Here is a 21,635-nt window from a genome sequence, read left to right on the forward strand (position 1 = left end):
ACAACAGAGGTAAGGGTTAAGTCACGTTGATGTGATGTTTGCTCTATTCGGAAGATGTGTTTATAGAAGGCAGGGGCAGAGGCTGTGCTTTCTTTCAGAACCTTGAGAGGGCGTGAGAGGAAGACAGTGTCTGCCCTTGTTAGCTTTCGTATATAGGTATGTGCTCTATTGTCGACAAATGAATGATAATTACTGCAGCTATTATTTATGAATAGTTGTAGGATATATAATAAATAAAAGGAATGAAACAAATCTTTTATCTGCTATTGGCAGCTGTTCTGTTTGTTAGTAGTGTACAGGCACAGACACCAGCGATGAGTCGTCGGCAGGCTGCTGGGCGATCAATGGAACAGCAGGGATTGGTGAATATTAAGCATGTGGACCCTTCTATCAAGGTGGCTTTGATGTATGCTCGTACGGATAACTTCTGTAATCGGGTGCTTTATCATGACTTGCGTGATGCCTATGTGCTGCCCGCTTGTGCTGATGCATTGCGTAAGGCGCAGGCGGAATTGAAGCGTCGTCGTCCTGATTTGAGCCTTTGTATCTTCGATGCTACACGACCAATGAGCGTACAACAAACGATGTGGAATGCAGTGAAAGATACCCCAAAGTATTTCTATGTGTCTAATCCTGCGCACGGAGGAGGTATGCATAACTATGGAATGGCTGTAGATATCAGTATCTGTAAAGCCTCTTGGAGCGATGCAACATGGCGTGATGGTGCCACACGTTGTTTGATAGATACGATACCAATGGGTGTGAAGGTAGACCACATGGGGATAGCCAGTCATATTGATAAAGAGGCTGATCTCGTTGCGCGTCGTCTTATCTCTCGTGAGGCATTAGCCAAGCGCCGCCTTCTTCGTGAGGTGATGAGTGCTGCTGGTTTCATGCCCTTACGTACCGAGTGGTGGCACTTCAACCTTTGTACAAGGGCTTGGGCAAAGAAGAATTTGAGGGTGGTGAGATAAAAAAAGAAGCCTCACCCCCGCCCCTCTCCGAATGGAGAGGGGAGTGATTACCGACTTTGCTACAGTATTAGCATGGTAAGAATAATATCCTAAGAACTATTATGGCAACACAACAATAGGATTAGATGAAGCAAAAAAAGGATATAAGTCATTCAGAACTACCACTGCCAAGATATGTGCGGGACGTTCTAAGCAAACATAACATTTCACTCCCCTCTCCCCTCGGAGAGGGGACGGGGGTGAGGCTTCTTGCCCTCCAAGCCCACCGCTACCCTGATATTGATATGCCCTTCTTGCTCGACCAGTTGGCAGGATGGCAAATAGCACGCACGAAACTGCCGTCGTGGGCAGCAAATGAGGATATCATCTATCCACCGCATTTATCGATGGAACAGTGTTCAAGTGAGCAGACAGCGGAGTATAAGGCACGATTAGTAGCACGCCTTGTAGGAGTAGAGAACTTTGTAACGTCTGACCTTAATAACGATTGTAAAAGCCCTTTGGCAATTGAAGAAACTAAGCCTATGCCGCAACAAGCGTGTGCTCAGAAATTCAGGGAAGGTTCCTTCTGCGATCTAACAGGCGGCTTTGGAGTTGATTTCTCCTTTATAGCGCATAGCTTCAAACGTGCTATTTATGTTGAACAGCAGGAGAATTTATGTGAATTGGCACGTCATAACTTCCATGCCTTAGGCTTAACACAAGCAGAAGTGGTCAATGGTGACGGTACAGCTTACCTCCATCAGCTCGACCATGTGTCTGTGTTATTTCTCGATCCTGCCCGTCGCAATGAGCAAGGAGGTAAAACAGTGCTGATAAGTGATTGTACACCCGATGTCTTGGCATTGGAAGAAGAACTCTTAGAGAAGGCTGATACGGTTGTTATAAAGCTATCGCCAATGCTCGATTGGCATCGCGCAGTGGACGAACTCAATAGTTTGGGCAATGTTGTTCGTGAGGTTCATATTGTCTCTGTACGCAATGAATGTAAGGAGTTGCTGTTAGTATTGCAGAGAACGAAAGATGAAAAAGATGACAAGAGGGCTACGGAAAAAGCCCTACAAGTGTTCTGTGTGAATGATGAAAGTATCGTTTCTTATTCTCTTGATGAAGCTTTAAGTACATCACAGCGGCTTCTTTCGGCTGTTCCTAAAGCTGGTCAGTATCTCTATGAGCCCAATGCTTCATTGATGAAAGCAGGCTGTTATGCTTTGCTAACTGCCCGTTATCCACTTTTAGCACTCAGTCTTAATTCTCATCTTTTTGTTTCTGAGGAGGCTATTGATGATTTCCCAGGACGAAAGTTTGAGATAACAGCGGTTTCATCGTTCAATAAGAAGGAGCTACGACGCAGTTTATCGGGGATAGATAAAGCCAATATTGCCGTACGCAACTTCCCTATGAGTGTTGCAGATCTACGCAAACGATTAAAGATAAAAGAAGGAGGAAACGTCTACCTCTTTGCAACCACGGATGCAGAAAGCAATCACCTGCTTTTTGTTTGCAAGAAAACAGCGATACCAACTTGTGACTCTCAATAAATTTACCTAACTTTGTAGTCTTTTCGTTGCGTAACAGAAGCTATGTTTTTTGTCCGCTGAATATGGCTGGTCAGACACTGTTTGGTTAATAGCATAACGACTTGTAAATAGAAATATATGATAAATAATTACCGATAAAACCTATTAAAACAATGAACAGGTATTTCAAAATGGTCATCGCTGCAGCGTTGATTGGTGTAACAACATCGGCTAATGCGATTGATCGTAAGACATTAGCGCAGTACGCTTCTTCGTTACAAGGACTGAAGAAAGAGCAGTTAAAGGCAGCTTTACACAAGCTGATGGACAAGAAGAAAGTCTTACCATACGGTGGAGGTGGTAAAGGAACGTGGTGGGGATTCTGGTATTCAGACCGTGATCCGCAGACAAACGAGTGCTATAATCGTTATAGCGACAAGAAATTCTACTTTGAAAGCACGAATACTGGTAAGTCTATTGCTGGTATGAATATCGAACATTCTTTCCCTAAGAGCTGGTGGGGTGGTCATAAGAATGATGCTTGGTGCGATCTCTATAACCTCTATCCATCCGATTCTCAGGCTAATAGCTCAAAGAGTAACTTTGTTATGGGCGTTGTTGTCAACGTTAAAGAAGAAGCTGGTGTGGGTTATGACAAGGTCGGAACGGGTTATGCTGACGGCAGGCTTGTGAAGATGTGGGAGCCGGGCGACCGTTTCAAGGGCGAATTCTCACGTAGTTATATGTATATGGCTACTACCTATCAGAACTTAAGCTTTGTTTCAGAAGGTGCCAATCAATTGCAGACGGGAGCTTATCCAACGCTGAAAAAGTGGTCATCAGACCTCTTCCGCCAGTGGAGTAAGAATGACCGTGTTGACGAGATGGAAATCAAACGTAACGAAGCTGTCTATAAAATTCAGGGCAATCGTAACCTTTTCATCGACTATCCTAACCTTGCTGAGTACGTATGGGGTGATAGTATGGATGTGGAGTTTAATCCTAATTATGCTATAACAACCGCTTCAGACGATGCACGATACACAAGCGTGATAGTTCCTGAAGACCCAGTAACGCCAGACGATCCGCAGGTAACACCGCAGGGTGGAACTTTCGTAAAGACAACAACAGTCCCCGTGTCAGGCAAGCGTTATGTTCTTGTAGCTAAAACTGGTAGCAATTTCGTTATAGCATCTACTTTGAAGGGTAAGAATTTTGGCTATCTGCCAACAAAGGGCATCACTGATAATAATGAAAAGGTGAATGTTGCTGATGACCAGTCGGTTCTTACTTTGGAGCAGGGAACAACAGGTTTCTATATCAAGGATGCTAACGACAAGTATTTCGGACAGGAGGATAAGTACAAGACCGTTCAGTTTGTGACTAAAGATAAGGCGGTAGAGTGGACACTGGAGCCAAAGGCTGATGGTACATTTACTATCACCGCCTCTACGGGTCACGTACTTCAGTACGATACCAAATATAAGACATTTGGTGCCTACAAGCCTGCTTCAACTAATGGAATCTATCCAATGCTCTACGTAGAGGACACGACAGCAGGGATTGGAACCGTATGGACTGTAACAATCACTGATGATGCTGTTTATAACTTGCAGGGTGTTCGTATGCCAGCTGATGCACAACTCGCACCTGGTATCTATATCCGTGGTGGTAAGAAGTTTATTGTGAGATAAATAATCCAGAATAATAAGCGAAGTTATTGATAATAAATGGCTTCATAATTCCTTGTGAAAAGGGGGATTATGAAGCCTTTTTTAATGGTCGAATGATAATATCTTGTAGATTTGATAAGGCTGAACAACTTTTCTGTTGACGTCAGACACATATAGTGCGAATGGTTAGCACGAGTGGTGCGAATGGTTAGCACGAGTGGTGCGGATGCTTAGCACGTGTGGTGCGGATGCCTAACACGAGTCCTTATGACTGAGTAGTAGGGTAGTGATAGTCAATAAAAAGGAGCGTAAATTTGCCAATCTACCTTTTTTTTAGTACTTTTGCACGTTTAAGATTAGGAAAATAACGAAATTAAAAATACTAAATGTCATCAGTTCAGATAAAGAGAGTAGAAACGAAGAAAGACCTAAAGGATTTCATTGAGTTTCATTATGATCTCTACGAGGGCGATCCTTATGATGCCCCAAACCTCTATAGCGATGAGTTGAATACGCTGTCAAGAGACAAGAATGCTGCTTTTGACTTCTGCGAAGCTGAGTATTTCCTCGCCTTGAAAGAGGGGAAAGTGGTGGGGCGTGTAGCTGCCATCATCAATCATAAGGCAAACGAAAAATGGGAAAAGAAGGATGTTCGCTTCGGTTGGATAGACTTCATTGACGATATCGAAGTGTCAAATGCTCTGTTGAAGGCTGTTGAAGACTACGGCAAAGAGAAGGGCATGACCTCTATTGTAGGTCCACTTGGTTTCACAGATATGGACCCAGAGGGTATGTTGACATGGGGCTTTGATCAGCTCGGTACAATGGCAACCATTTACAACTACGATTATTATCCAAAGCACATGGAGAAACTTGGTGGCTGGGAGAAGGATAATGACTATGTAGAGTATCGTCTTGATGTTCCAGAAACAGCTCCAGAGAAATACACTAAGATTGCAGAGATGGTGGAGAAACGTTATAATCTCCATGCGCGTAAGCTGACCAAGAAGGAAATTTTCGAGGGTGGTTATGGCAAGAAACTCTTTGACTTAATCAATGTGACTTACTCTCATCTCTATGGCTTCTCAGAGTTAACAGATCGCCAGATAGACCAGTATGTAAAGATGTATTTCCCACTTGCCGACCTTGATCTCATCACTGTTATTGAGGATGGCAATAAGGATAACCAGTTAGTTGGTCTTGCTATTACGATTCCATCACTGACACGTGCTTTGCAGAAGTGTCGTCGTGGACGCCTATTCCCATTCGGATGGTGGCATTTGTTACGTGCAATAAAGTTCCATAAGACAGAAGTAGTAGACCTTCTTTTGATAGGTGTTCTGCCAGAATATCGTTCAAAGGGAGCGAATGCACTTGTCTTCGCTGACCTCATTCCACGTTATGTGAAGTACGGCTTCAAGTGGGGTGAAACGCACGTGGAGATGGAAACCAACGAAAGCGTACAGAGCCAGTGGGGACCATTAGACCCAATTATGCATAAGAAGCGTAGATGCTATAGGAAGTCGATTGGGTGATGGGTGTTGAATGTTGGGTGTTGATGAATAGTTTTATCATGTGTTCTTTCTATATTTTCACGTGTTTCTTCTATTTCAACACCTAATTACTCATTAATGAACACTCAATATCATTAAATAGTCAAGCCCTTATTACCTAATAATTAACCCTCAATAACCAATCATTCACAGTCAATAACCCAGCACATGGATAAATCAACAGCAACCAACCCTCAATCCTCAACACCCGTATCTTACACCGATGATAATATCCGACATCTATCGGATATGGAGCATGTACGTACTCGTCCAGGTATGTATATTGGTCGTTTGGGCGATGGAAAGTTGCCTGAAGATGGTATTTATGTACTCTTGAAGGAGGTCATTGATAACTCTATTGACGAGTTTAAGATGAATGCTGGCGACCGCATTGAGATTGATGTGGAGGATAACCTTCGTGTTAGTGTACGCGACTATGGTCGTGGTATTCCACAAGGAAAGCTTGTTGAGGCTGTGTCAGTACTGAATACGGGTGGTAAGTATGACTCTAAGGCATTTAAGAAGAGTGTCGGCTTGAATGGTGTCGGTATCAAAGCGGTTAACGCTCTTAGCTCTCGTTTTGAGGTGAAGAGCTTCCGTGATGGTAAAGTACGTGAGCTTTCGTTTGAGAAGGGTAATATTCAAAGCGACAAAACAAAGAAGTCTGCGGATGAAAATGGTACTTACATCTACTTTGAACCAGATGCTACTCTCTTTAAGAATTATAGCTTCCATGATGATATCGTGGAAGAGATGCTCCGTAACTATACCTATCTAAACACCGGATTGACCATTATGTACAATGGTCGTCGTATACTTAGTCGACATGGTTTGAAGGACCTTTTGACTGATAATATGACCGTTGATCCATTGTATCCTATTGTTCACATGAAGGGAGAGGATATTGAAATCGCTTTCACTCATACCAATCAATATGGCGAGGAGTATTACTCTTTCGTGAATGGTCAGCATACAACGCAGGGCGGTACACACCAGACAGCCTTCAAGGAGCATATTGCCAAGACAATAAAAGAGTTCTTCGGCAAGTATGAGTATGGTGACATTCGTAACGGATTAGTAGCTGCTATCGCTGTAAACGTTGAGGAACCAGTGTTTGAATCACAGACAAAGATTAAGTTAGGTTCTACACAGATGTCACCTGATGGTGAGTCTATCAATAAGTATGTGGGCGACTTTATCAAGACAAACGTTGATAACTACCTCCATATACATAAGGAAGACTTCACCGATATACTTGAGAATAAAATCAAGGAGACCGAACGAGAGCGTAAGGCAATGGCTGGTGTTACGAAGTTGGCACGCGAGAGAGCGAAGAAAGCCAACCTCCATAACCGTAAGTTGCGTGACTGTCGTGTACACTATTGTGACGTAAAGAACAATCGAAAGGAGGAGAGTTCAATCTTTATTACAGAGGGAGATTCAGCCAGCGGAAGTATCACTAAGAGTCGTGATGTCAACACACAAGCAGTCTTCTCATTGCGTGGTAAGCCGCTAAACTGCTTTGGTTTGACAAAGAAGGTGGTGTATGAGAATGAGGAGTTTAACCTCCTTCAGGCTGCACTTGATATTGAGGACGGACTCGATTCACTGCGTTATAACAAAGTGATAGTGGCAACGGATGCCGATGTTGACGGTATGCATATCCGCTTATTGATAATCACCTTCTTCCTTCAGTTCTTCCCAGAGTTGATTAAGAAGGGGCATGTATATGTCCTTCAAACACCACTCTTCCGTGTTCGTAACCGTCGAACAAAGATTAAGAACAAAGAAGTAATTGCTGAGGCTGACGCTCGTCGTGCGAAAGGTGAGAAGAAGAACGATTTTATTACACGCTATTGTTATTCAGAGGAGGAGCGTATCGCTGCTATCAGTGAGCTTGGACCAGATCCAGAAATCACTCGATTCAAGGGTCTTGGTGAGATTTCTCCTGACGAATTTGCCCATTTCATTGGTCCAGATATGCGTTTAGAGCAGGTTACCTTACATAAGAATGACCAGGTAGCTAAGCTCTTGGAGTATTATATGGGTAAGAACACGATGGAGCGTCAGAACTTCATTATTGACAACCTCGTTATCGAAGAGGATCTTCCTGACGTGGAAGAATAATAAAGAAAGTCGGTAAAAGGGATAGAATTTCCAAATGATGTCCGTACGATTGTTGGTACATCTGTGAATAATATAAATTAATTTGGCGAGCAAACGGAAGGCTCTAAAGAGGCTTTTTATTGCTTTATTCAATCGTATAACAAAGCTATTAAATTATAAAATTAGGATATGAGCAAGTATATTTATCTTTTACTGTTTAACTTTATTACGCTTTTACCTTTGTCGGCACAGCAGGGTAGCGATTCTCCTTTGCGGAAGTTGCAGTTGGCAGAGATGGCAATTAAGAACTTCTATGTGGACTCTGTGAACGAGCAGAAGTTGGCGGAGGATGCTATCAGGGGTATGCTCGAGAAGCTTGACCCACATTCTACTTACACCGATGCAAAGGAAACCAAAGCGATGAACGAACCATTGCAGGGCGACTTTGAGGGTATTGGTGTACAGTTTAATATGATTGAGGATACACTTGTCGTTATCCAACCTGTTGTCAACGGACCATCTCAGAAGGTGGGCATCCTTGCTGGCGACCGTATCGTCAGTGTGAACGACTCTACTATCGCTGGTGTGAAGATGGCACGTATCGATATCATGAAGATGCTTCGTGGTAAGAAGGGTACGAAAGTGAAGTTGGGTGTTGTACGTCGTGGTGTGAAAGGTGTGTTGACCTTTGTTGTTACACGTGCTAAGATACCTATTCATACCATCAATGCTTCTTATATGATTCGTCCTAATGTAGGTTATATCCGAATTGAAAGCTTCGGAATGAAGACCCATGACGAGTTTATGTCGGCTGTTGACTCACTGAAAAAGAAAGGAATGAAGACCCTACTTCTGGACCTACAAGACAACGGTGGAGGTTATCTTCAGTCTGCTGTTCAGATATCAAATGAGTTCCTCAAGGACAATGACATGATTGTTTACACCGAAGGACGTCGTGCTCGTCGCCAGAATTTCAAGGCAATTGGCAACGGACGTTTGCAGGATGTAAAGGTTTATGTAATGGTGAACGAGCTTTCGGCTTCGGCTGCTGAGATTGTCACTGGTGCTATTCAAGATAATGACCGTGGAACGGTTGTTGGTCGTAGAACCTTTGGTAAGGGACTTGTACAGCGTCCGTTCGACCTTCCTGATGATAGTATGATTCGTCTGACGATAGCCCATTACTATACGCCAAGCGGTCGTTGTATTCAGAAGCCTTATACAAAGGGCGACCTGAAGGATTATGAGATGGATATCGAGAAACGATTTAAGCATGGTGAGTTGACCAATCCAGACAGTATTCAATTCTCTGATTCTTTGAAGTATTACACCATCCGCAAGCATCGTGTTGTCTATGGTGGCGGTGGTATTATGCCTGATTACTTCGTTCCACTTGATACCGCAAAGTTCACACGTTATCATCGTATGTTGGCAACAAAGAGTATTATCATCAATGCATATTTGAAGTATGCTGATGCGAATCGTCAGACTTTGAAGGCGCAATACAGCTCGTTTGACGCGTTTAATAAGGGTTATGTGGTACCGCAGTCGTTACTCGATGAAATTGTGGCAGAGGGTAAGAAAGAAAAGGTAGAGCCTAAGGATGCTGCCGAATTAAAGGAAACACTTCCTCATATAGCTTTACAACTAAAGGCTCTTACTGCCCGTGATATCTGGGATATGAACGAGTATTTCCGTATATGGAATGAGCAGAGTGATATTGTCACCAAAGCTGTTGAACTTGCTACGGGTAAATAGAAAGGCTGCATCATACGCTCTTTTAAAGGGTTTAGTCTGTTTTGTAATATAGCCTTGTTTGGCTAATAATATAAGAAAAAGTGCTTAATTGGACTTCCAATTAAGCCCTTTTTTGTTTCTATCTAAACCCCAATTAGCCGTTAGAGTCTAAACAGATTTTATTTTATTATCGAACAGACTGGGGTAAATTATCCCTATAATTACTCTGCAACTTAGACTAACTCACACGTAAATTTATAAGTTATTCTCCATCACAATACATCTTTTTCACAGAGAGCTAAGCCTCCGCACAACATGTGCTAAGCCTCCACACCATACGTGCTAATGCTCCGCACATCACGTGCGGAGCATGAATAGATAGCTTATAAGTAATGCTAAGCACGGCAAGACGAGGTTTGTTAAGTCCTAATACTATTCCTTTCTCTTGTTTAGCCTAAATCAGTCATCATAGCATAAACATATTTTTGTTTTGCTGTCGTGCAGATTAAACTGTCTTTGCAACGCAGGCGTAGCGAACAACGTCAAGTTACAAAGATAGACAAGATGTCGAAAAGAAATTAAAGCTGTAGGAAACAATACTCAAAGTAAGAATTATGAATATTGTGGTCTAATGATTGATTTGGATTTAGATATGGCTTTTGACAAAGAAGAGCAGATAAACAATAAGGGCTGAAACCCAAAATTGGATTCCAGCCCTTTACTTTTTAATGTGGGAAACTTTACCTATAATATAATAAAAGCTTATTATTCGCCACTCATTTCCTTTAATAGAGCGAGAGCTTTATTTTCATTTTCTTCCATAATCTCACGTTCACCAGGACCCTTGTCGTCGATACCACAGAGGTGAAGGATACCATGAATGATAACTCGGTTAAGCTCGTCTTCGTATGACTTCTTGAAAAGTTCGGCATTAGTGCGGACCGTGTCAAGCGAGATAACGAGGTCGCCATTGAGTACGTCATCCTCATCATAGTCGAAAGTGATGATATCCGTGTAGTAATCATGTCCTAAATACTCGTTGTTTACTTCGAGAATCTTCTCGTCATCTACGAACATATAACCAATTTCTCCAACCTTTCGTCCATGGGTTGCAGCAACTGCTTTAATCCAACGAGTAATCTCTCGCTTCTTGATTTTAGGCATCTTAACGCCTTCAGCACTATATGTTATCATCGTGTTTTTTTTTATCAATGTGCCTTGTGAGCATCTTTCGAATCGTTAATATCCCTTTGGTAGGAACTCAGTGATGTCTCTTCCAAAGTTTTTCAGCTCTCTTACAACGCTTGAGCTGATACTTTCTAATTGTGGTTCAGCGTAGAATAAGATGGTTTCAATACGGCTCAAGCGTCGGTTGATGTCGGCTTGTTCACGCTCATATTCGAAGTCTTTTACGCTACGTACACCCTTAATGATATATTCGGCTCCCTCTCTTTGTGCAAAGTCTATGGTGAGGTCGCTGTATGCCTTTACTTCAATCTTTGGCTCGTTAGCATAGAGTCGTGCTATACGTTCGGTCCGTTCCTCCGTACTGAGCATATACTGCTTCCGCTCATTGACGCCAACACCAATCACCACCTTGTCAAAGAGGGGCAAGGAGCGGCGTACAATAGAGTCGTGCCCTATTGTAAATGGATCAAAGCTTCCAACAAATATACCTATTTTCATTTGTTTATTTTCTGCAAAAGTACTCTATTTCTATTATATAACCAAAAAAGCTGGTGGATTATTTTCCACCAGCTATTCCTTGAATATCCTGTAGTGAGATATTACCAAGTAGGTTGATAATTGTTATTTCGTTGCGTTCTATGGCAAGCAGGGCAAACTCGTTCTTTCCATTCGGGTAATGCCGCTCGTAGATAGTAGTATGTTCGCTCCCCTCATTGACTTGCATTACAATCGAATACTTTTGTTGATTGAAGATGCTTTGGGCAGACTTCTTGATAGAAGGAATCAGTGAAGGACGCTCGCAGGAGAGTATCTGCAGATAGTCGAGACGGCTGGCAATCTTACTAATATCCTTGTTACCTGCTTTCACATTTCCCATCATACGCATCATATTACGCGATATATAGACGGTAGAGACACCATCTGTTTCGCTGTATTTATCGAACAATGCCTTTTGAGCGAATGCCGTTATACAGGCTATCATAGTCATACAAAGCGTTAAAATAATTCTCTTCATAATCTAATCCCTTGTTTTATTAGTGATGTTCTCGGTAGCGTCAATACCCTTATTGAGCGTCTTTGAGAATTTCATCAGTGCTCGTGAGGTTTCTGCATAGGCATCTGTTGTGTTGGTGTAGGTATCCTGCTCTGTCTGTGGAGCTTTGCTCTCGTTTTGATAAACGATAGCTCCCGCGGCAAAGAGAAGCAACAAACTGGCTGCTATCCCTACTACCCAGCGGAGGTTAATATGCCTTATCGTGTGGCGAGTAGTGACTTCTAAAATGTTCCACTGGCTAATCTGGCGACTGAGTCGCTCTTCCATCCCTGCTGGTGTAGGGCATTCTGATGACTGAAGAGCCGTAAAGAAGATGCTTTCCTCCTTCAAATTAGCATCGATGTCTTTGCTATTGAAGTATGTACGCAGCGTGTTCTCCTCCTCTTCGGTGGTCATTCCATCGTAGTATCGGTCAAGCAAACGCTTTATATCTTCAGTCTTTATCATATCTCATTGCTTTTATCTGTTCTCTAATCTTCTTTCGGGCTCGGCTGAGAATACTTCTTACATTCACCTCCGTAAGCCCTGTTTCGATGCTGATTTCCTCAAAACTACGGTCTTCAACATCACGCATCAGCATGATTTTAGCTTGTGGTTCGGGCAGATGGGTAATTAACTGTCTTACTCGTTGATATTCGTCAGCCTGCTCTAATTGTATACTTATGTTCTGTGATGAGGTGATTTGTAGGCTTCCCACATCTTTGTCGACTTCTTGAAGGTGTCCTGCTCTTATTTTGTCATAGAAGATTCGGCGTAGTACTGTTATACTATAAGCCTCAGGATTGTCCACCATTCCCATCTTATCACGCTGTATCCAGAGCTTTAAGAAGGTCTCTTGCACCATATCCTCAGCAGCTTGCGCGTTGCTCATCAGCCTATATGCCACCGAAAAGAGTTTCCGATGGCAAGGAAGGAATAGCTGTTTGAATTCGCTTGCTTGCATAGGCAGATGTGCGCTTTAGACAATAATCGGCTATGATGTAAGGTTGTCCGCCCTATAACTTATAGCTTTTCAGATTCTTCTTGTTGGTACTTTCTTTCACAACAGAGTCGACATCGTTAGGACTTATCTTACCCTTAATCCGCACAATGGCGCCATCTTGTTTGTCAATAGCAAGAATGAGCACTTCACGAATGCACCCTTTCTTTTCTTTGAGGTAAACATAATTAGTCTCATCTGCCTGCTTATTGTAGATGATTGGCGTATATCCCTTAGGATGGAAGGTCTGAACCGTGTTTCTAAAACGACTTTTTACAATCGAATCACAGTCGTCAAAGACAAGTATACGAAAGGATGATACCGCTTTCAGAGCCTTGGAATCGTCCGAATGGCTTTTAGCAAGCACCTTCAAGAACGACATTAAGGCAGGTGTTATATGAAGGTGAATAACGTTTTTCTCGTGCCTATATTGCTCAATCAGCCCTTTTACGCTCTGCGCTGAGGCTGATAATGTACAGAGAGTAAGGATGCCTATGATGATAATCCGTTTCATAATGTGTCCTTGTTTACTTGGTTTGTGACTTTACGATATCATCAATGTTAGCTGGATTGATGTGTCCTACAATATTGATGAGTGAACATTCTTCTTTGTCCATAGCGAAGACAACAAGACTCTGCACTTCCTTCTCGTTGCCTTTAATGAATATTCTGACCTTTTCGCCGTCCTCATTTGCCTTTACCATAGGCTCATATCCCTTTGATTCCAACTTACTGATACGGTTGTATAAGCCGTCTTTTGTCTTTTGATCAGCCTTTTCGAAAGTTAAAATTTGGAGTCCGTCGATTTGCTCAGCGAGTGCATTAGCAGTCTTGTCGTTGGCAGCCTTCAGTCCAAGCTTTATGAGTGTCTTAGGCAAGTTGACGTAAGTAACGTTGTCTCCACTCTTAAACTCTTTGATAATAGACTCTACCTCATCATTCTTAGGCTGTGTGATGAGCGTCGTTGGGTTGGCTTTTACGGTGCAGCTTGAGCATAGAATGGCTACAGCGAATGCGATAGTAAAGATTGTTGTTTTCATTGTCTTGATGTTTAATTAGGTTGGTAAATCAGTAATTGTTCACATCTATAGAGACGGAAGATAGGGCAGATTTGTGGCAAAGAAATGTCCTTTTTTTCAGTATCAGCGTCTTTTATGGTATTAAGATACTATGCTAAAAGATGATAACAACCGCCAGCCATAGCCCTTATTACCCCTTTCATTTCCAGTGTAAAGAGGAGTCCTGTGAGCCTTGCGATAGGAATATTCGCTTGAATAGACAAGAGATTAATCTGCAAGTCATTGTTTTTAGCGAGCACGCGAACAATTGCTTCCTCTTCTGAAGACAAATTAGGGAAAAGCGTTCGTTCAATTCCTCGTTGTTGTGCCTGCCCCAATTTGATATCATCATCCCATCCCATTGCCTTCACAAAGTCTGTTGCTGATGTGATGAGAGCCGCACCATTGTCACGAATAAGGTTATTACAGCCCTCGCTATAATCCGAATGAACAGAGCCAGGGAAGGCAAATACTTCTCGTCCATAGCTACGAGCGATACTGCAGGTGATAAGTCCTCCACCCTTCGCAGCCGATTCTACGAGGATTGTTGCATCTGCACAACCTGCCACGATACGGTTACGCTGTACGAAGTTGCGGGCAACAGGCTGCGTATGCGTGGTATATTCCGACAGCAATCCACCTTGTTCAATCATTTTTAAGGCTGTCTCTCTGTGTCCACGTGGGTAAATGTCATCGAGTCCGTGGGCTAATACTCCGATGGTTTCAAAGCCATTCTCTAAGGCTGCTCGGTGTGCATGGATATCTACTCCGTAAGCCAGTCCACTGAGGATGAGTACGTCTGGGCAAAGAGCCTTCAGTTCTCTGACAAACGAACGGATGATATCTTGCCCGTAGGTGGTGCAGTGTCGTGTACCGATAATATTGATAACGTGTCGATTGTTGAGGTCTGCATTACCGAGATAATAGAGTAGGATAGGTGCATCTGGGCACTCTTTGAGTCGCTGTGGATAGCGTTCATCATTCATACAGATAGGCTCAATGTGATGCAGTTGGTCGTATTCCAACTCTTGTTCAGCCCATTCTCTCAAGCTGTCAACATCTTTCAAGGCTTTTATAAGATGAGTTGAGGCTTCAGGAAGAATCTCTCTGATGTCTCTTTTATGTTCTATGACGGCAGTAGCAGAGCCAGCTCGCTTGTAAAGTTCAGCCAGTTCGCTGAGATTAAAGCGAGTAAGTCGGGTTAGTAAGATTGAGTTTAAGGATTCCATGGTGTAGGTATTGATAGATAGTAGCTCCCTACCTCCCCCGAAAGAGGGGAAGGCTTAGAGAGTAGATAAACTTTTACAATACTCTTGCAAACGCTTCATCGTATTCCTTGCTACTGCCTAATTTACCATTGATGAGCGTCACAAGGTCTACATCTGCATGGAAGCAAAGGCGTTCGTCACTGGCACGGAAGAGGTCGTGAGAGAACACCCAGCGTAGTCCATTCTTCTTTAATGACATACGTGAGATAATCTCGTCATCACAAGTAAACGGTACTTTATATGTGAGTTGCATTCGTGCAACAACAGCATCAACGCCTTTTGCGTGCAGTTCAGAGAAACTAACACCCAATGATTTAAGGAATCTATGGCGTGTATGTTCGGTGTAATGCAGGTAGTTTGCATTGTTTACGATACCTTGGATGTCACATTCATAGTCGCGAACATCCAGTCTTGTCTCAAAAATGTATTTCTTCTTTTCCATAATCTATTTTGTTTTTAGGCTTTTATTGGGCATATTAGGCCTATTAGCCTTATATGCCCCATTAGGCTTATTAGCCCAATTTTCCTAACCCTTTAATGATGATTTTCCCTTCAAATATTCGTAACCAATCCTGCAACGCAGGCAATCTTTTCGGTCGCAATACTCCTTCTTTAGTTGTATAAGGGCTTGCGAATCGCCCGCTGTTTCAACCATTAACCCCACTTCTTTCCACATCCTAACGATGTGATTATCCTCTGCTTTTAACGCTTCGAGGAAGTCGAAGGCACGTTCACAGTACTTTTCAGCGTTCTTGTGTTTGCCGTAAGCGAAGAGGATAGGTGCAACGGTGTTGATAATCAGCAGATTCAATGATCCTGTTGATAGTTTCTTCTCACTCTTAGCACTCTCTTCTCCAAAGACATAATGCGTTTCCCAGTAGCGTGTTACCTGTGTTGCTAATAGTTCGCGCACCTGCTTTACGCTCTCACATTCCAACAATTGCGACAATCCTGCCCGCTGTTCATAGTAGAGTCGAGCGAGTTGTGCGATGCGGATATGCGGAAAGTTCTGTGGTCGTAAGCGAAGGAAACGCCATTGAGTAGCATCCATCGCTTGTAGACTGAACTTATGTGCTAAGTACTGATATTCGCTTTTCAGCTCTGTGAAATAGCGATCGTTCAGTGCCTGCTGTTGGTATCGTTCTGGGATAGCTGCTATATCTAACAATCCAGCCTGCCCCAAGAAGAAGGCTTCAATCTGCATAAGATTGTCCCGATGATGGGCTATGCTCTGCAGCGGAATCAGTTTTGCCCATGTCTCGAAGGCATCGCCATTGATACCGAAACCATAGTTGCGGGCAAGCGTTACGAAGTAGGCAGCTTCCCAAGAACCGTCACAGTCTTTCACTCGTTGGGCTATCGCCTCTGTCTTCTGTTCCAACCTTTCAGTCTGTAAGGCACTCATCCATGAATGGACCATTAGTTTTGACAGACTTGGAATGATACGATAACAAGCTGGATATTCATCCGTTGTGAGCAGTTCTTCGTAATGTTCTCGCACATCTGTTGGCACTTGCAGTCGCATCTGTGGCGGATAATCGCCCTCTCGTGTCTTAACATCAACGTCGATAGACTCAGCCACATGCAGGATAACATTGTTATAGTTTGGGTCGCGGTCGTGTCTGTGTAGAAACCAGTCGGACGCACGATCGTGTATTTCCACATTACCCACCCATAGCGTACCGCCAATCTTCACCTTTGCATTGAAGAAGTCTGGGCCAGCGTTATGATTATGTAGTCCAGCGTCAATGACTTCCACCTCCTGTCCGTCAGTAGTCTTAAGTTCTGTCAACGGAAACAGCTTGTGTTTCCATACGTAATGGATGAGTTGCTCCATAATAGATTCTTGGTTTGTATCAGTACGCAAATATACAAAGTTTTTAAGAAAAATAGAAGTCTTATCTACGTATTTTTCTTATTATTCTGCAGCATAGTTTCACTCATCTTCGCACTTCGCACTATTGGTGTTAAGCCCCAGCACGATGCGTGTTTACCATCAGCACTATACGTGCGGGGCGTCAACACGATGATTGAAAATGGCAAGTGAGGAAGAAACTTATCTGTTGTTTTATCAGTAAAAGGCAACTTCCGACTTGCCTATACCTTATTTAAAAATACGTAAACTTATTTTGTTTTATGCCGCAAATCAGCTACCTTTGCAATGTTTTAATTCAGATTAATTATGAAAATAGCATTGATAGGCTACGGCAAGATGGGGCGTATGATAGAACAGATAGCCCTTGAGCGTGGCCACGAAATCGTAAGTATTATTGATGTTGACAATATAGAGGACTTTGATTCTCCCGCATTTGCATCGGCTGATGTAGCCATAGAGTTTACGAATCCTACGGCTGCTTTTGCTAATTATCAGCGTGCCTTTGCACATAATGTGAAGGTTGTCAGCGGCTCTACAGGCTGGATGCAGGAGCATAAGGCTGAGGTTGAGCGTTTGTGTACAGAAGGTGGACAAACTTTGTTTTGGGCAAGTAACTTCTCAATTGGCGTTGCTATTTTCTCTGCTGTCAACCGTTACTTAGCAAAGATAATGAATGGTTTCCCACAGTATAGCGTTGAGATGGAGGAAGTTCACCATGTTCACAAGCTCGATGCACCATCGGGAACAGCCATAACCCTTGCAGAAGAGATCATCAATGACCTTGATCGCAAAGACAAGTGGGTAAAGGGTTTCCAGCATGCAGCTGATGGCACGGAGTCTGGTAGCAATGAGGTTGCTGCCAATGAGTTGCCTATCGCATCTATCCGTCGCGACGAAGTGCCTGGTATTCATAGTATCAGTTATGACTCTGAGGCCGATAAGATTACGATTACTCACGATGCTCACAGCCGTAAGGGCTTTGCTCTCGGTGCTGTCTTAGCAGCAGAATACACCAAAGATCACACTGGTTTGCTTACAACAAGCGATTTATTTAAGTTTTAAACTTGGGTGTTGGGTGTTGGGTCTTGATGATTACTGATAGTTTTCAAAACTAATAGTTATTTATCATGCACCATCATATAGCTCATTATCTAATATTTGAGCTTCCAACATTTCATCACCACCCATCACTCACCACCCATCACCTATCACCATCATGATTGATAAAGAAAAAGCAGCCCTTAATCCAAAGAAGCAATGGGCAAAGTTTATTTGTGTTCTCGTTCTCTACCTCCTTTTCCTGTTCTGGGTAAAGAGTTGGTGGGGGTTGTTAGTAGTTCCATTTATCTTTGATGTGTATATCACAAAGAAGATTCGTTGGCAGTGGTGGAAGGATTCTGAAGGTCCTATTCGCTTTGTTATGGGATGGGTTGATGCTCTACTCTTTGCATTGGTAGCAGTGTATTTCATCAATCTTTTCTTCTTCCAGAACTACGTTATTCCTTCTTCTTCCCTTGAGAAGTCGCTCCTCACGGGCGATTACCTCTTTGTGTCGAAGGTAAGCTATGGTCCTCGTATTCCAGAGACACCATTGACAATGCCGCTGACACAGCACACCTTGCCTATTATTAATACTAAGAGCTACATCTCTTGGCCACATTGGGACTACCGTCGTGTGAAGGGTTTGGGTAAGGTACAGCTCAATGATATCGTTGTATTCAACTTCCCTGCAGGTGATACTATCATGAGCGAACCAGCTTATCAGGGCAATGACTACTATTATGATGTCTATACAATGGGTACGAACTTCCTTGCACAACAGAACCCAAATATCAATCTGTCGGCGATGAATACACTTCAGCAGCGTGCTTTCTTTGATAAGGCATACGCTACGGGTAGAGCTTATATCGTCAGAAATGTAGGTACTTTTGGTTCATTAGATTGGCGCCCTACCGACCGTCGTGAGAACTATGTAAAGCGTTGTGTGGGTCTTCCTGGACAGACTTTGCAGATTAAGAATAAGATTGTTTATGTCGATGGAAAGGCAAATAAAGAGCCAGAGAAGGTGCTCTATACCTACTTTATAAAATTCAATAACGTCACTGCTTCCGACCTTCTTAGTGAGCGTTATGACGAACTTCGTAAGGATTTGGAGATTAGTGATGAGGATGTACAGAGCCTTAGCCGCCTACATGGATATGACTTGAGCCGAGGTTATGTGCTTAATAAGGATATTCTGTCTTATGATGGTTATATGCCATTGACCAAACGAGCCGTTGCAGAGCTGAAACGTCAGGGACTCATTAAGTCTATGCGTCCTGTAACTGATAAGGACCTCTACTCTGGTCTAACCTATCCTCTCAATGGTTTTACAGGATGGACACGCGATAACTATGGTCCAGTATGGATTCCTGCAAAGGGTAAGTCGGTTACATTGACATTAGAGAATCTCCCTATTTATGAGCGTTGTATCAAGGTTTACGAGGGCAACGACTTGCAGGTGAAGGGCGGAAAGATATATATTAATGGTAAGCCAGCAAATAGCTACACCTTTAAGTTGGACTACTATTGGATGATGGGTGATAACCGTCACAACTCTGCCGACAGCCGTTTTTGGGGCTTTGTACCAGAGGATCACGTTGTAGGTAAGCCAATCTTCATCTGGTGGTCAAGCGATCCAGACCGTAAGGGCTTCGGTGGTATCCGCTGGCACAGACTGTTTAACTGGGTGGATAATATAAAGTAGGTGTCTCAAAGGACCTCCCCCAAGCCCCTCCAAAGGAGGGGATGTGCAAGTTGCCAAAGATTGGTAAACGTTACACATCCCCTCCTTTTTTGTCATCGTTCAATTATATTATAAGCAAAACAGTTATGGTATCTTCTGATAACAATAATATTGTCAATTCAAATAAGACCGACATTGGTAACTTAACATCCCCTCCTTCGGAGGGGCTTGGGGAGGTCTTACTCTCCTCTGCTTACTTTGCTCCTATTCAATGGTACCAGAAGTTGAACCGCTATGACAGCTGCCTGATAGAGCAACATGATAACTTCGTTAAGCAGACTTACCGCAATCGTTGCGTAATCGCTTCTGCGAATGGTCCGCAGACCCTCTCCATCCCTGTCGAGAAGTTTGAGACTTTGAAGTGTCCGATGAAAGATGTGCGTATCAGCGACCATGATAATTGGCGTCACCAGCACTGGAATGCGCTGCTGTCGTCTTATGGTGAGAGTCCGTTCTTTGAATATTATGAAGACGATATACGCCCGTTCTTTGAGCGGAAATGGAAGTATCTCTATGATTTCAATTGGGAGATAACGCTGAAAATGTGCGAACTTATCGATATTATGCCCTGTATGCGTCGCACAGATACCTATCAAATGGATGTTCCCGATGGAACCGATGATTTCAGAGAGATAATTCGTCCGAAGCATCCGGGTGTCGATACCGACTTTGTTCCTCGTCGTTACTATCAAGTTTATCAACAGAAGTTTGGCTTCCTGCCCAACCTTAGTATTCTTGACTTGCTTTTTAACGAGGGTAATGAGAGTGTACTATACTTATAATAGGCCGTAAAGGCAGTGTTTTTAGGCTGTAATAATCCTCTTTTATCTCTCTTCTCAATTCTTTAAAAGGTATGTTTTGCGAATTATTACCATGAAAAAAAGAAATTATTTACGTGAAAAGAAATATTTATTTTCATGAAGAAAAATATTTATTTTCATGAAAATAATTCGAAAAAGGCGTAGAGTTGTTGTCTTATAACAGCTCTACGCCTTTTTTTATTTAGCCTTTTCAGCGTTTTACTTTGTCCCTTCTTAAAACAAAATAGAAGGGAGAGAGGATTACAATTGTCCAGCCTCAACCTGCAAGACAATACGCTCTACAAGTCTGTCTGCTCCATTTGGCTCGTAGCGTTTCTTCAAACTACTGCCGAAAGCCCAAGCAAAAGCCTGATAGAAACCTGCTCGCACAGGTCCGAGGAAGGCTTGTACAAGTTCGTAAGAAGTTGAATTACACTCACGGTCGATAAGCTTAATAAGCAGTTTACCTTGTGTGAAAGTCAGTTTCTTCATACGTGGCTTATAGGTGTTCCAGATTTCTTTCTCCACCTTCTTCATGTGTTCGTCACGCTCTTTCTTAGTAGGAATAGTCTCAAGATAAGCACCCGTTTCGAGAATAATCTGGTTACACTCCTTGGCTATTGGCAATACCTTTTTGATGTTATAAACCAATCGATAGTAAGCTGTTTCTTGTGCCTTATTCTTGAATTCGAGCGGTGGGAAGACGTAAACTTTGTTTGTTCTGACATATTGAATGCTGTCGGCTCCCACCTTTGCCTTCCCGATGTGAACCATAGGTACAAACGTAGGAGAGTCCATATCTACCACACGATCTTCGGGGTTGATATGGTCTTGCGCCGTTGCAGTTGTAGAAAGCAACAGAAGTGTTCCAAGTGTGAAAAGCAATCGTTTACTCATAACTGATTCATTACCCAGTTCTTTCGGTGGGTGCAGTTTACCTTTTGCAAAAGTAGCGATTATTTCTGAAGTGTGTTAAGAAATTCATAATAATTTGTCATTTCCCACTACTTATCGCCTTTATAACCAATGTTTTTACTGATAAAAGCAATCATTTTGAGACAACT

The 21,635-nt window shown here is 42.8% G+C and carries 20 protein-coding genes; 9 read left to right on the forward strand and 11 right to left on the reverse strand.

The annotated features are described in order from the left end of the window. The first annotated feature begins 242 nt into the window (after window positions 1-242). From PMEL_RS00260 to PMEL_RS00285, 6 genes are all read left to right on the forward strand, one after another. Window positions 243-974 carry a M15 family metallopeptidase gene (locus tag PMEL_RS00260; RefSeq protein WP_120173466.1) on the forward strand — a complete coding sequence of 244 codons (732 nt, stop codon included), beginning with the start codon at window positions 243-245 and terminating at the stop codon, window positions 972-974. A gap of 125 nt (window positions 975-1,099) precedes the next feature. Continuing rightward, a complete protein-coding gene (locus PMEL_RS00265) occupies window positions 1,100-2,515 on the forward strand; it encodes a class I SAM-dependent methyltransferase (protein WP_120173467.1) in 1,416 nt (471 codons plus the stop codon). Between the two features lie 152 nt (window positions 2,516-2,667). Beyond that, window positions 2,668-4,188, forward strand: coding sequence for an endonuclease I family protein (locus PMEL_RS00270; RefSeq protein WP_231999380.1), 1,521 nt, complete (start codon window positions 2,668-2,670; stop codon window positions 4,186-4,188). A gap of 365 nt (window positions 4,189-4,553) precedes the next feature. Next, window positions 4,554-5,702: an N-acetyltransferase gene (locus tag PMEL_RS00275; protein ID WP_120173469.1), complete on the forward strand. Its 1,149-nt coding sequence runs from the start codon at window positions 4,554-4,556 to the stop codon at window positions 5,700-5,702. Window positions 5,703-5,888: 186 nt separating this feature from the next. After that, window positions 5,889-7,847, forward strand: a complete 1,959-nt coding sequence (locus tag PMEL_RS00280) for a DNA topoisomerase IV subunit B (RefSeq protein ID WP_120173470.1) — start codon at window positions 5,889-5,891, stop codon at window positions 7,845-7,847. A gap of 168 nt (window positions 7,848-8,015) precedes the next feature. Then, window positions 8,016-9,584, forward strand: a complete 1,569-nt coding sequence (locus tag PMEL_RS00285) for a S41 family peptidase (RefSeq protein WP_120173471.1) — start codon at window positions 8,016-8,018, stop codon at window positions 9,582-9,584. Window positions 9,585-10,328: 744 nt separating this feature from the next. On the opposite strand, the gene ybeY is transcribed toward PMEL_RS00285, so the two are convergent. From ybeY to PMEL_RS00335, 10 genes are all read right to left on the reverse strand, one after another. Further along, window positions 10,329-10,757, reverse strand: a complete 429-nt coding sequence (gene ybeY, locus PMEL_RS00290) for an rRNA maturation RNase YbeY (RefSeq protein WP_120173472.1) — start codon at window positions 10,755-10,757, stop codon at window positions 10,329-10,331. Between the two features lie 45 nt (window positions 10,758-10,802). Further along, complete coding sequence (coaD, locus tag PMEL_RS00295) at window positions 10,803-11,249, reverse strand: pantetheine-phosphate adenylyltransferase (RefSeq protein ID WP_120173473.1); 447 nt, start codon at window positions 11,247-11,249, stop codon at window positions 10,803-10,805. A gap of 58 nt (window positions 11,250-11,307) precedes the next feature. Then, the gene (locus PMEL_RS00300) at window positions 11,308-11,766 is read right to left on the reverse strand and encodes a DUF4252 domain-containing protein (protein ID WP_120173474.1); all 459 of its coding nucleotides are present in this window, start codon (window positions 11,764-11,766) and stop codon (window positions 11,308-11,310) included. 3 nt (window positions 11,767-11,769) lie between these two features. Beyond that, window positions 11,770-12,252, reverse strand: a complete 483-nt coding sequence (locus tag PMEL_RS00305) for a hypothetical protein (protein WP_120173475.1) — start codon at window positions 12,250-12,252, stop codon at window positions 11,770-11,772. Then, complete coding sequence (locus PMEL_RS00310) at window positions 12,239-12,748, reverse strand: RNA polymerase sigma factor (protein WP_120173476.1); 510 nt, start codon at window positions 12,746-12,748, stop codon at window positions 12,239-12,241. Before PMEL_RS00310 ends, PMEL_RS00305 begins: the two co-directional genes overlap by 14 nt. Window positions 12,749-12,800: 52 nt before the next feature. After that, window positions 12,801-13,298: a DUF4252 domain-containing protein gene (locus PMEL_RS00315; RefSeq protein WP_120173477.1), complete on the reverse strand. Its 498-nt coding sequence runs from the start codon at window positions 13,296-13,298 to the stop codon at window positions 12,801-12,803. A gap of 13 nt (window positions 13,299-13,311) precedes the next feature. Next, window positions 13,312-13,824 (reverse strand): DUF4252 domain-containing protein, encoded by a 513-nt coding sequence (locus tag PMEL_RS00320; protein WP_120173478.1) that lies wholly within the window; start codon window positions 13,822-13,824, stop codon window positions 13,312-13,314. 128 nt (window positions 13,825-13,952) lie between these two features. Beyond that, entirely contained in the window at window positions 13,953-15,071 is a 1,119-nt protein-coding gene (gene dprA, locus PMEL_RS00325) for a DNA-processing protein DprA (RefSeq protein WP_120173479.1), read from the reverse strand. 73 nt (window positions 15,072-15,144) lie between these two features. Beyond that, complete coding sequence (locus PMEL_RS00330) at window positions 15,145-15,552, reverse strand: acyl-CoA thioesterase (protein WP_120173480.1); 408 nt, start codon at window positions 15,550-15,552, stop codon at window positions 15,145-15,147. Window positions 15,553-15,636: 84 nt separating this feature from the next. Then, window positions 15,637-16,947 (reverse strand): DUF2851 family protein, encoded by a 1,311-nt coding sequence (locus PMEL_RS00335; protein ID WP_120173481.1) that lies wholly within the window; start codon window positions 16,945-16,947, stop codon window positions 15,637-15,639. A 345-nt stretch (window positions 16,948-17,292) separates the two neighbouring features. Between PMEL_RS00335 and dapB the strand changes: the two genes are divergently transcribed. The 3 genes from dapB to PMEL_RS00350 all read left to right on the forward strand — a co-directional run bounded on the left by dapB (window position 17,293) and on the right by PMEL_RS00350 (window position 20,553). Continuing rightward, complete coding sequence (dapB, locus tag PMEL_RS00340) at window positions 17,293-18,048, forward strand: 4-hydroxy-tetrahydrodipicolinate reductase (protein WP_120173482.1); 756 nt, start codon at window positions 17,293-17,295, stop codon at window positions 18,046-18,048. A 154-nt stretch (window positions 18,049-18,202) separates the two neighbouring features. Next, the gene (locus tag PMEL_RS00345; protein WP_120173483.1) at window positions 18,203-19,732 is read left to right on the forward strand and encodes a S26 family signal peptidase; all 1,530 of its coding nucleotides are present in this window, start codon (window positions 18,203-18,205) and stop codon (window positions 19,730-19,732) included. A gap of 125 nt (window positions 19,733-19,857) precedes the next feature. Next, window positions 19,858-20,553, forward strand: a complete 696-nt coding sequence (locus PMEL_RS00350) for a WbqC family protein (protein WP_231999381.1) — start codon at window positions 19,858-19,860, stop codon at window positions 20,551-20,553. A 279-nt stretch (window positions 20,554-20,832) separates the two neighbouring features. Here PMEL_RS00350 and PMEL_RS00355 read toward each other — a convergent pair whose 3' ends face one another. Beyond that, on the reverse strand, window positions 20,833-21,468 hold the full coding sequence (locus PMEL_RS00355) for a DUF4294 domain-containing protein (protein WP_120173484.1): 636 nt from the start codon (window positions 21,466-21,468) through the stop codon (window positions 20,833-20,835). Between the last annotated feature and the right edge of the window lie 167 nt (window positions 21,469-21,635).

Source organism: Prevotella melaninogenica (assembly GCF_003609775.1).
GTDB lineage: Bacteria > Bacteroidota > Bacteroidia > Bacteroidales > Bacteroidaceae > Prevotella > Prevotella melaninogenica_A.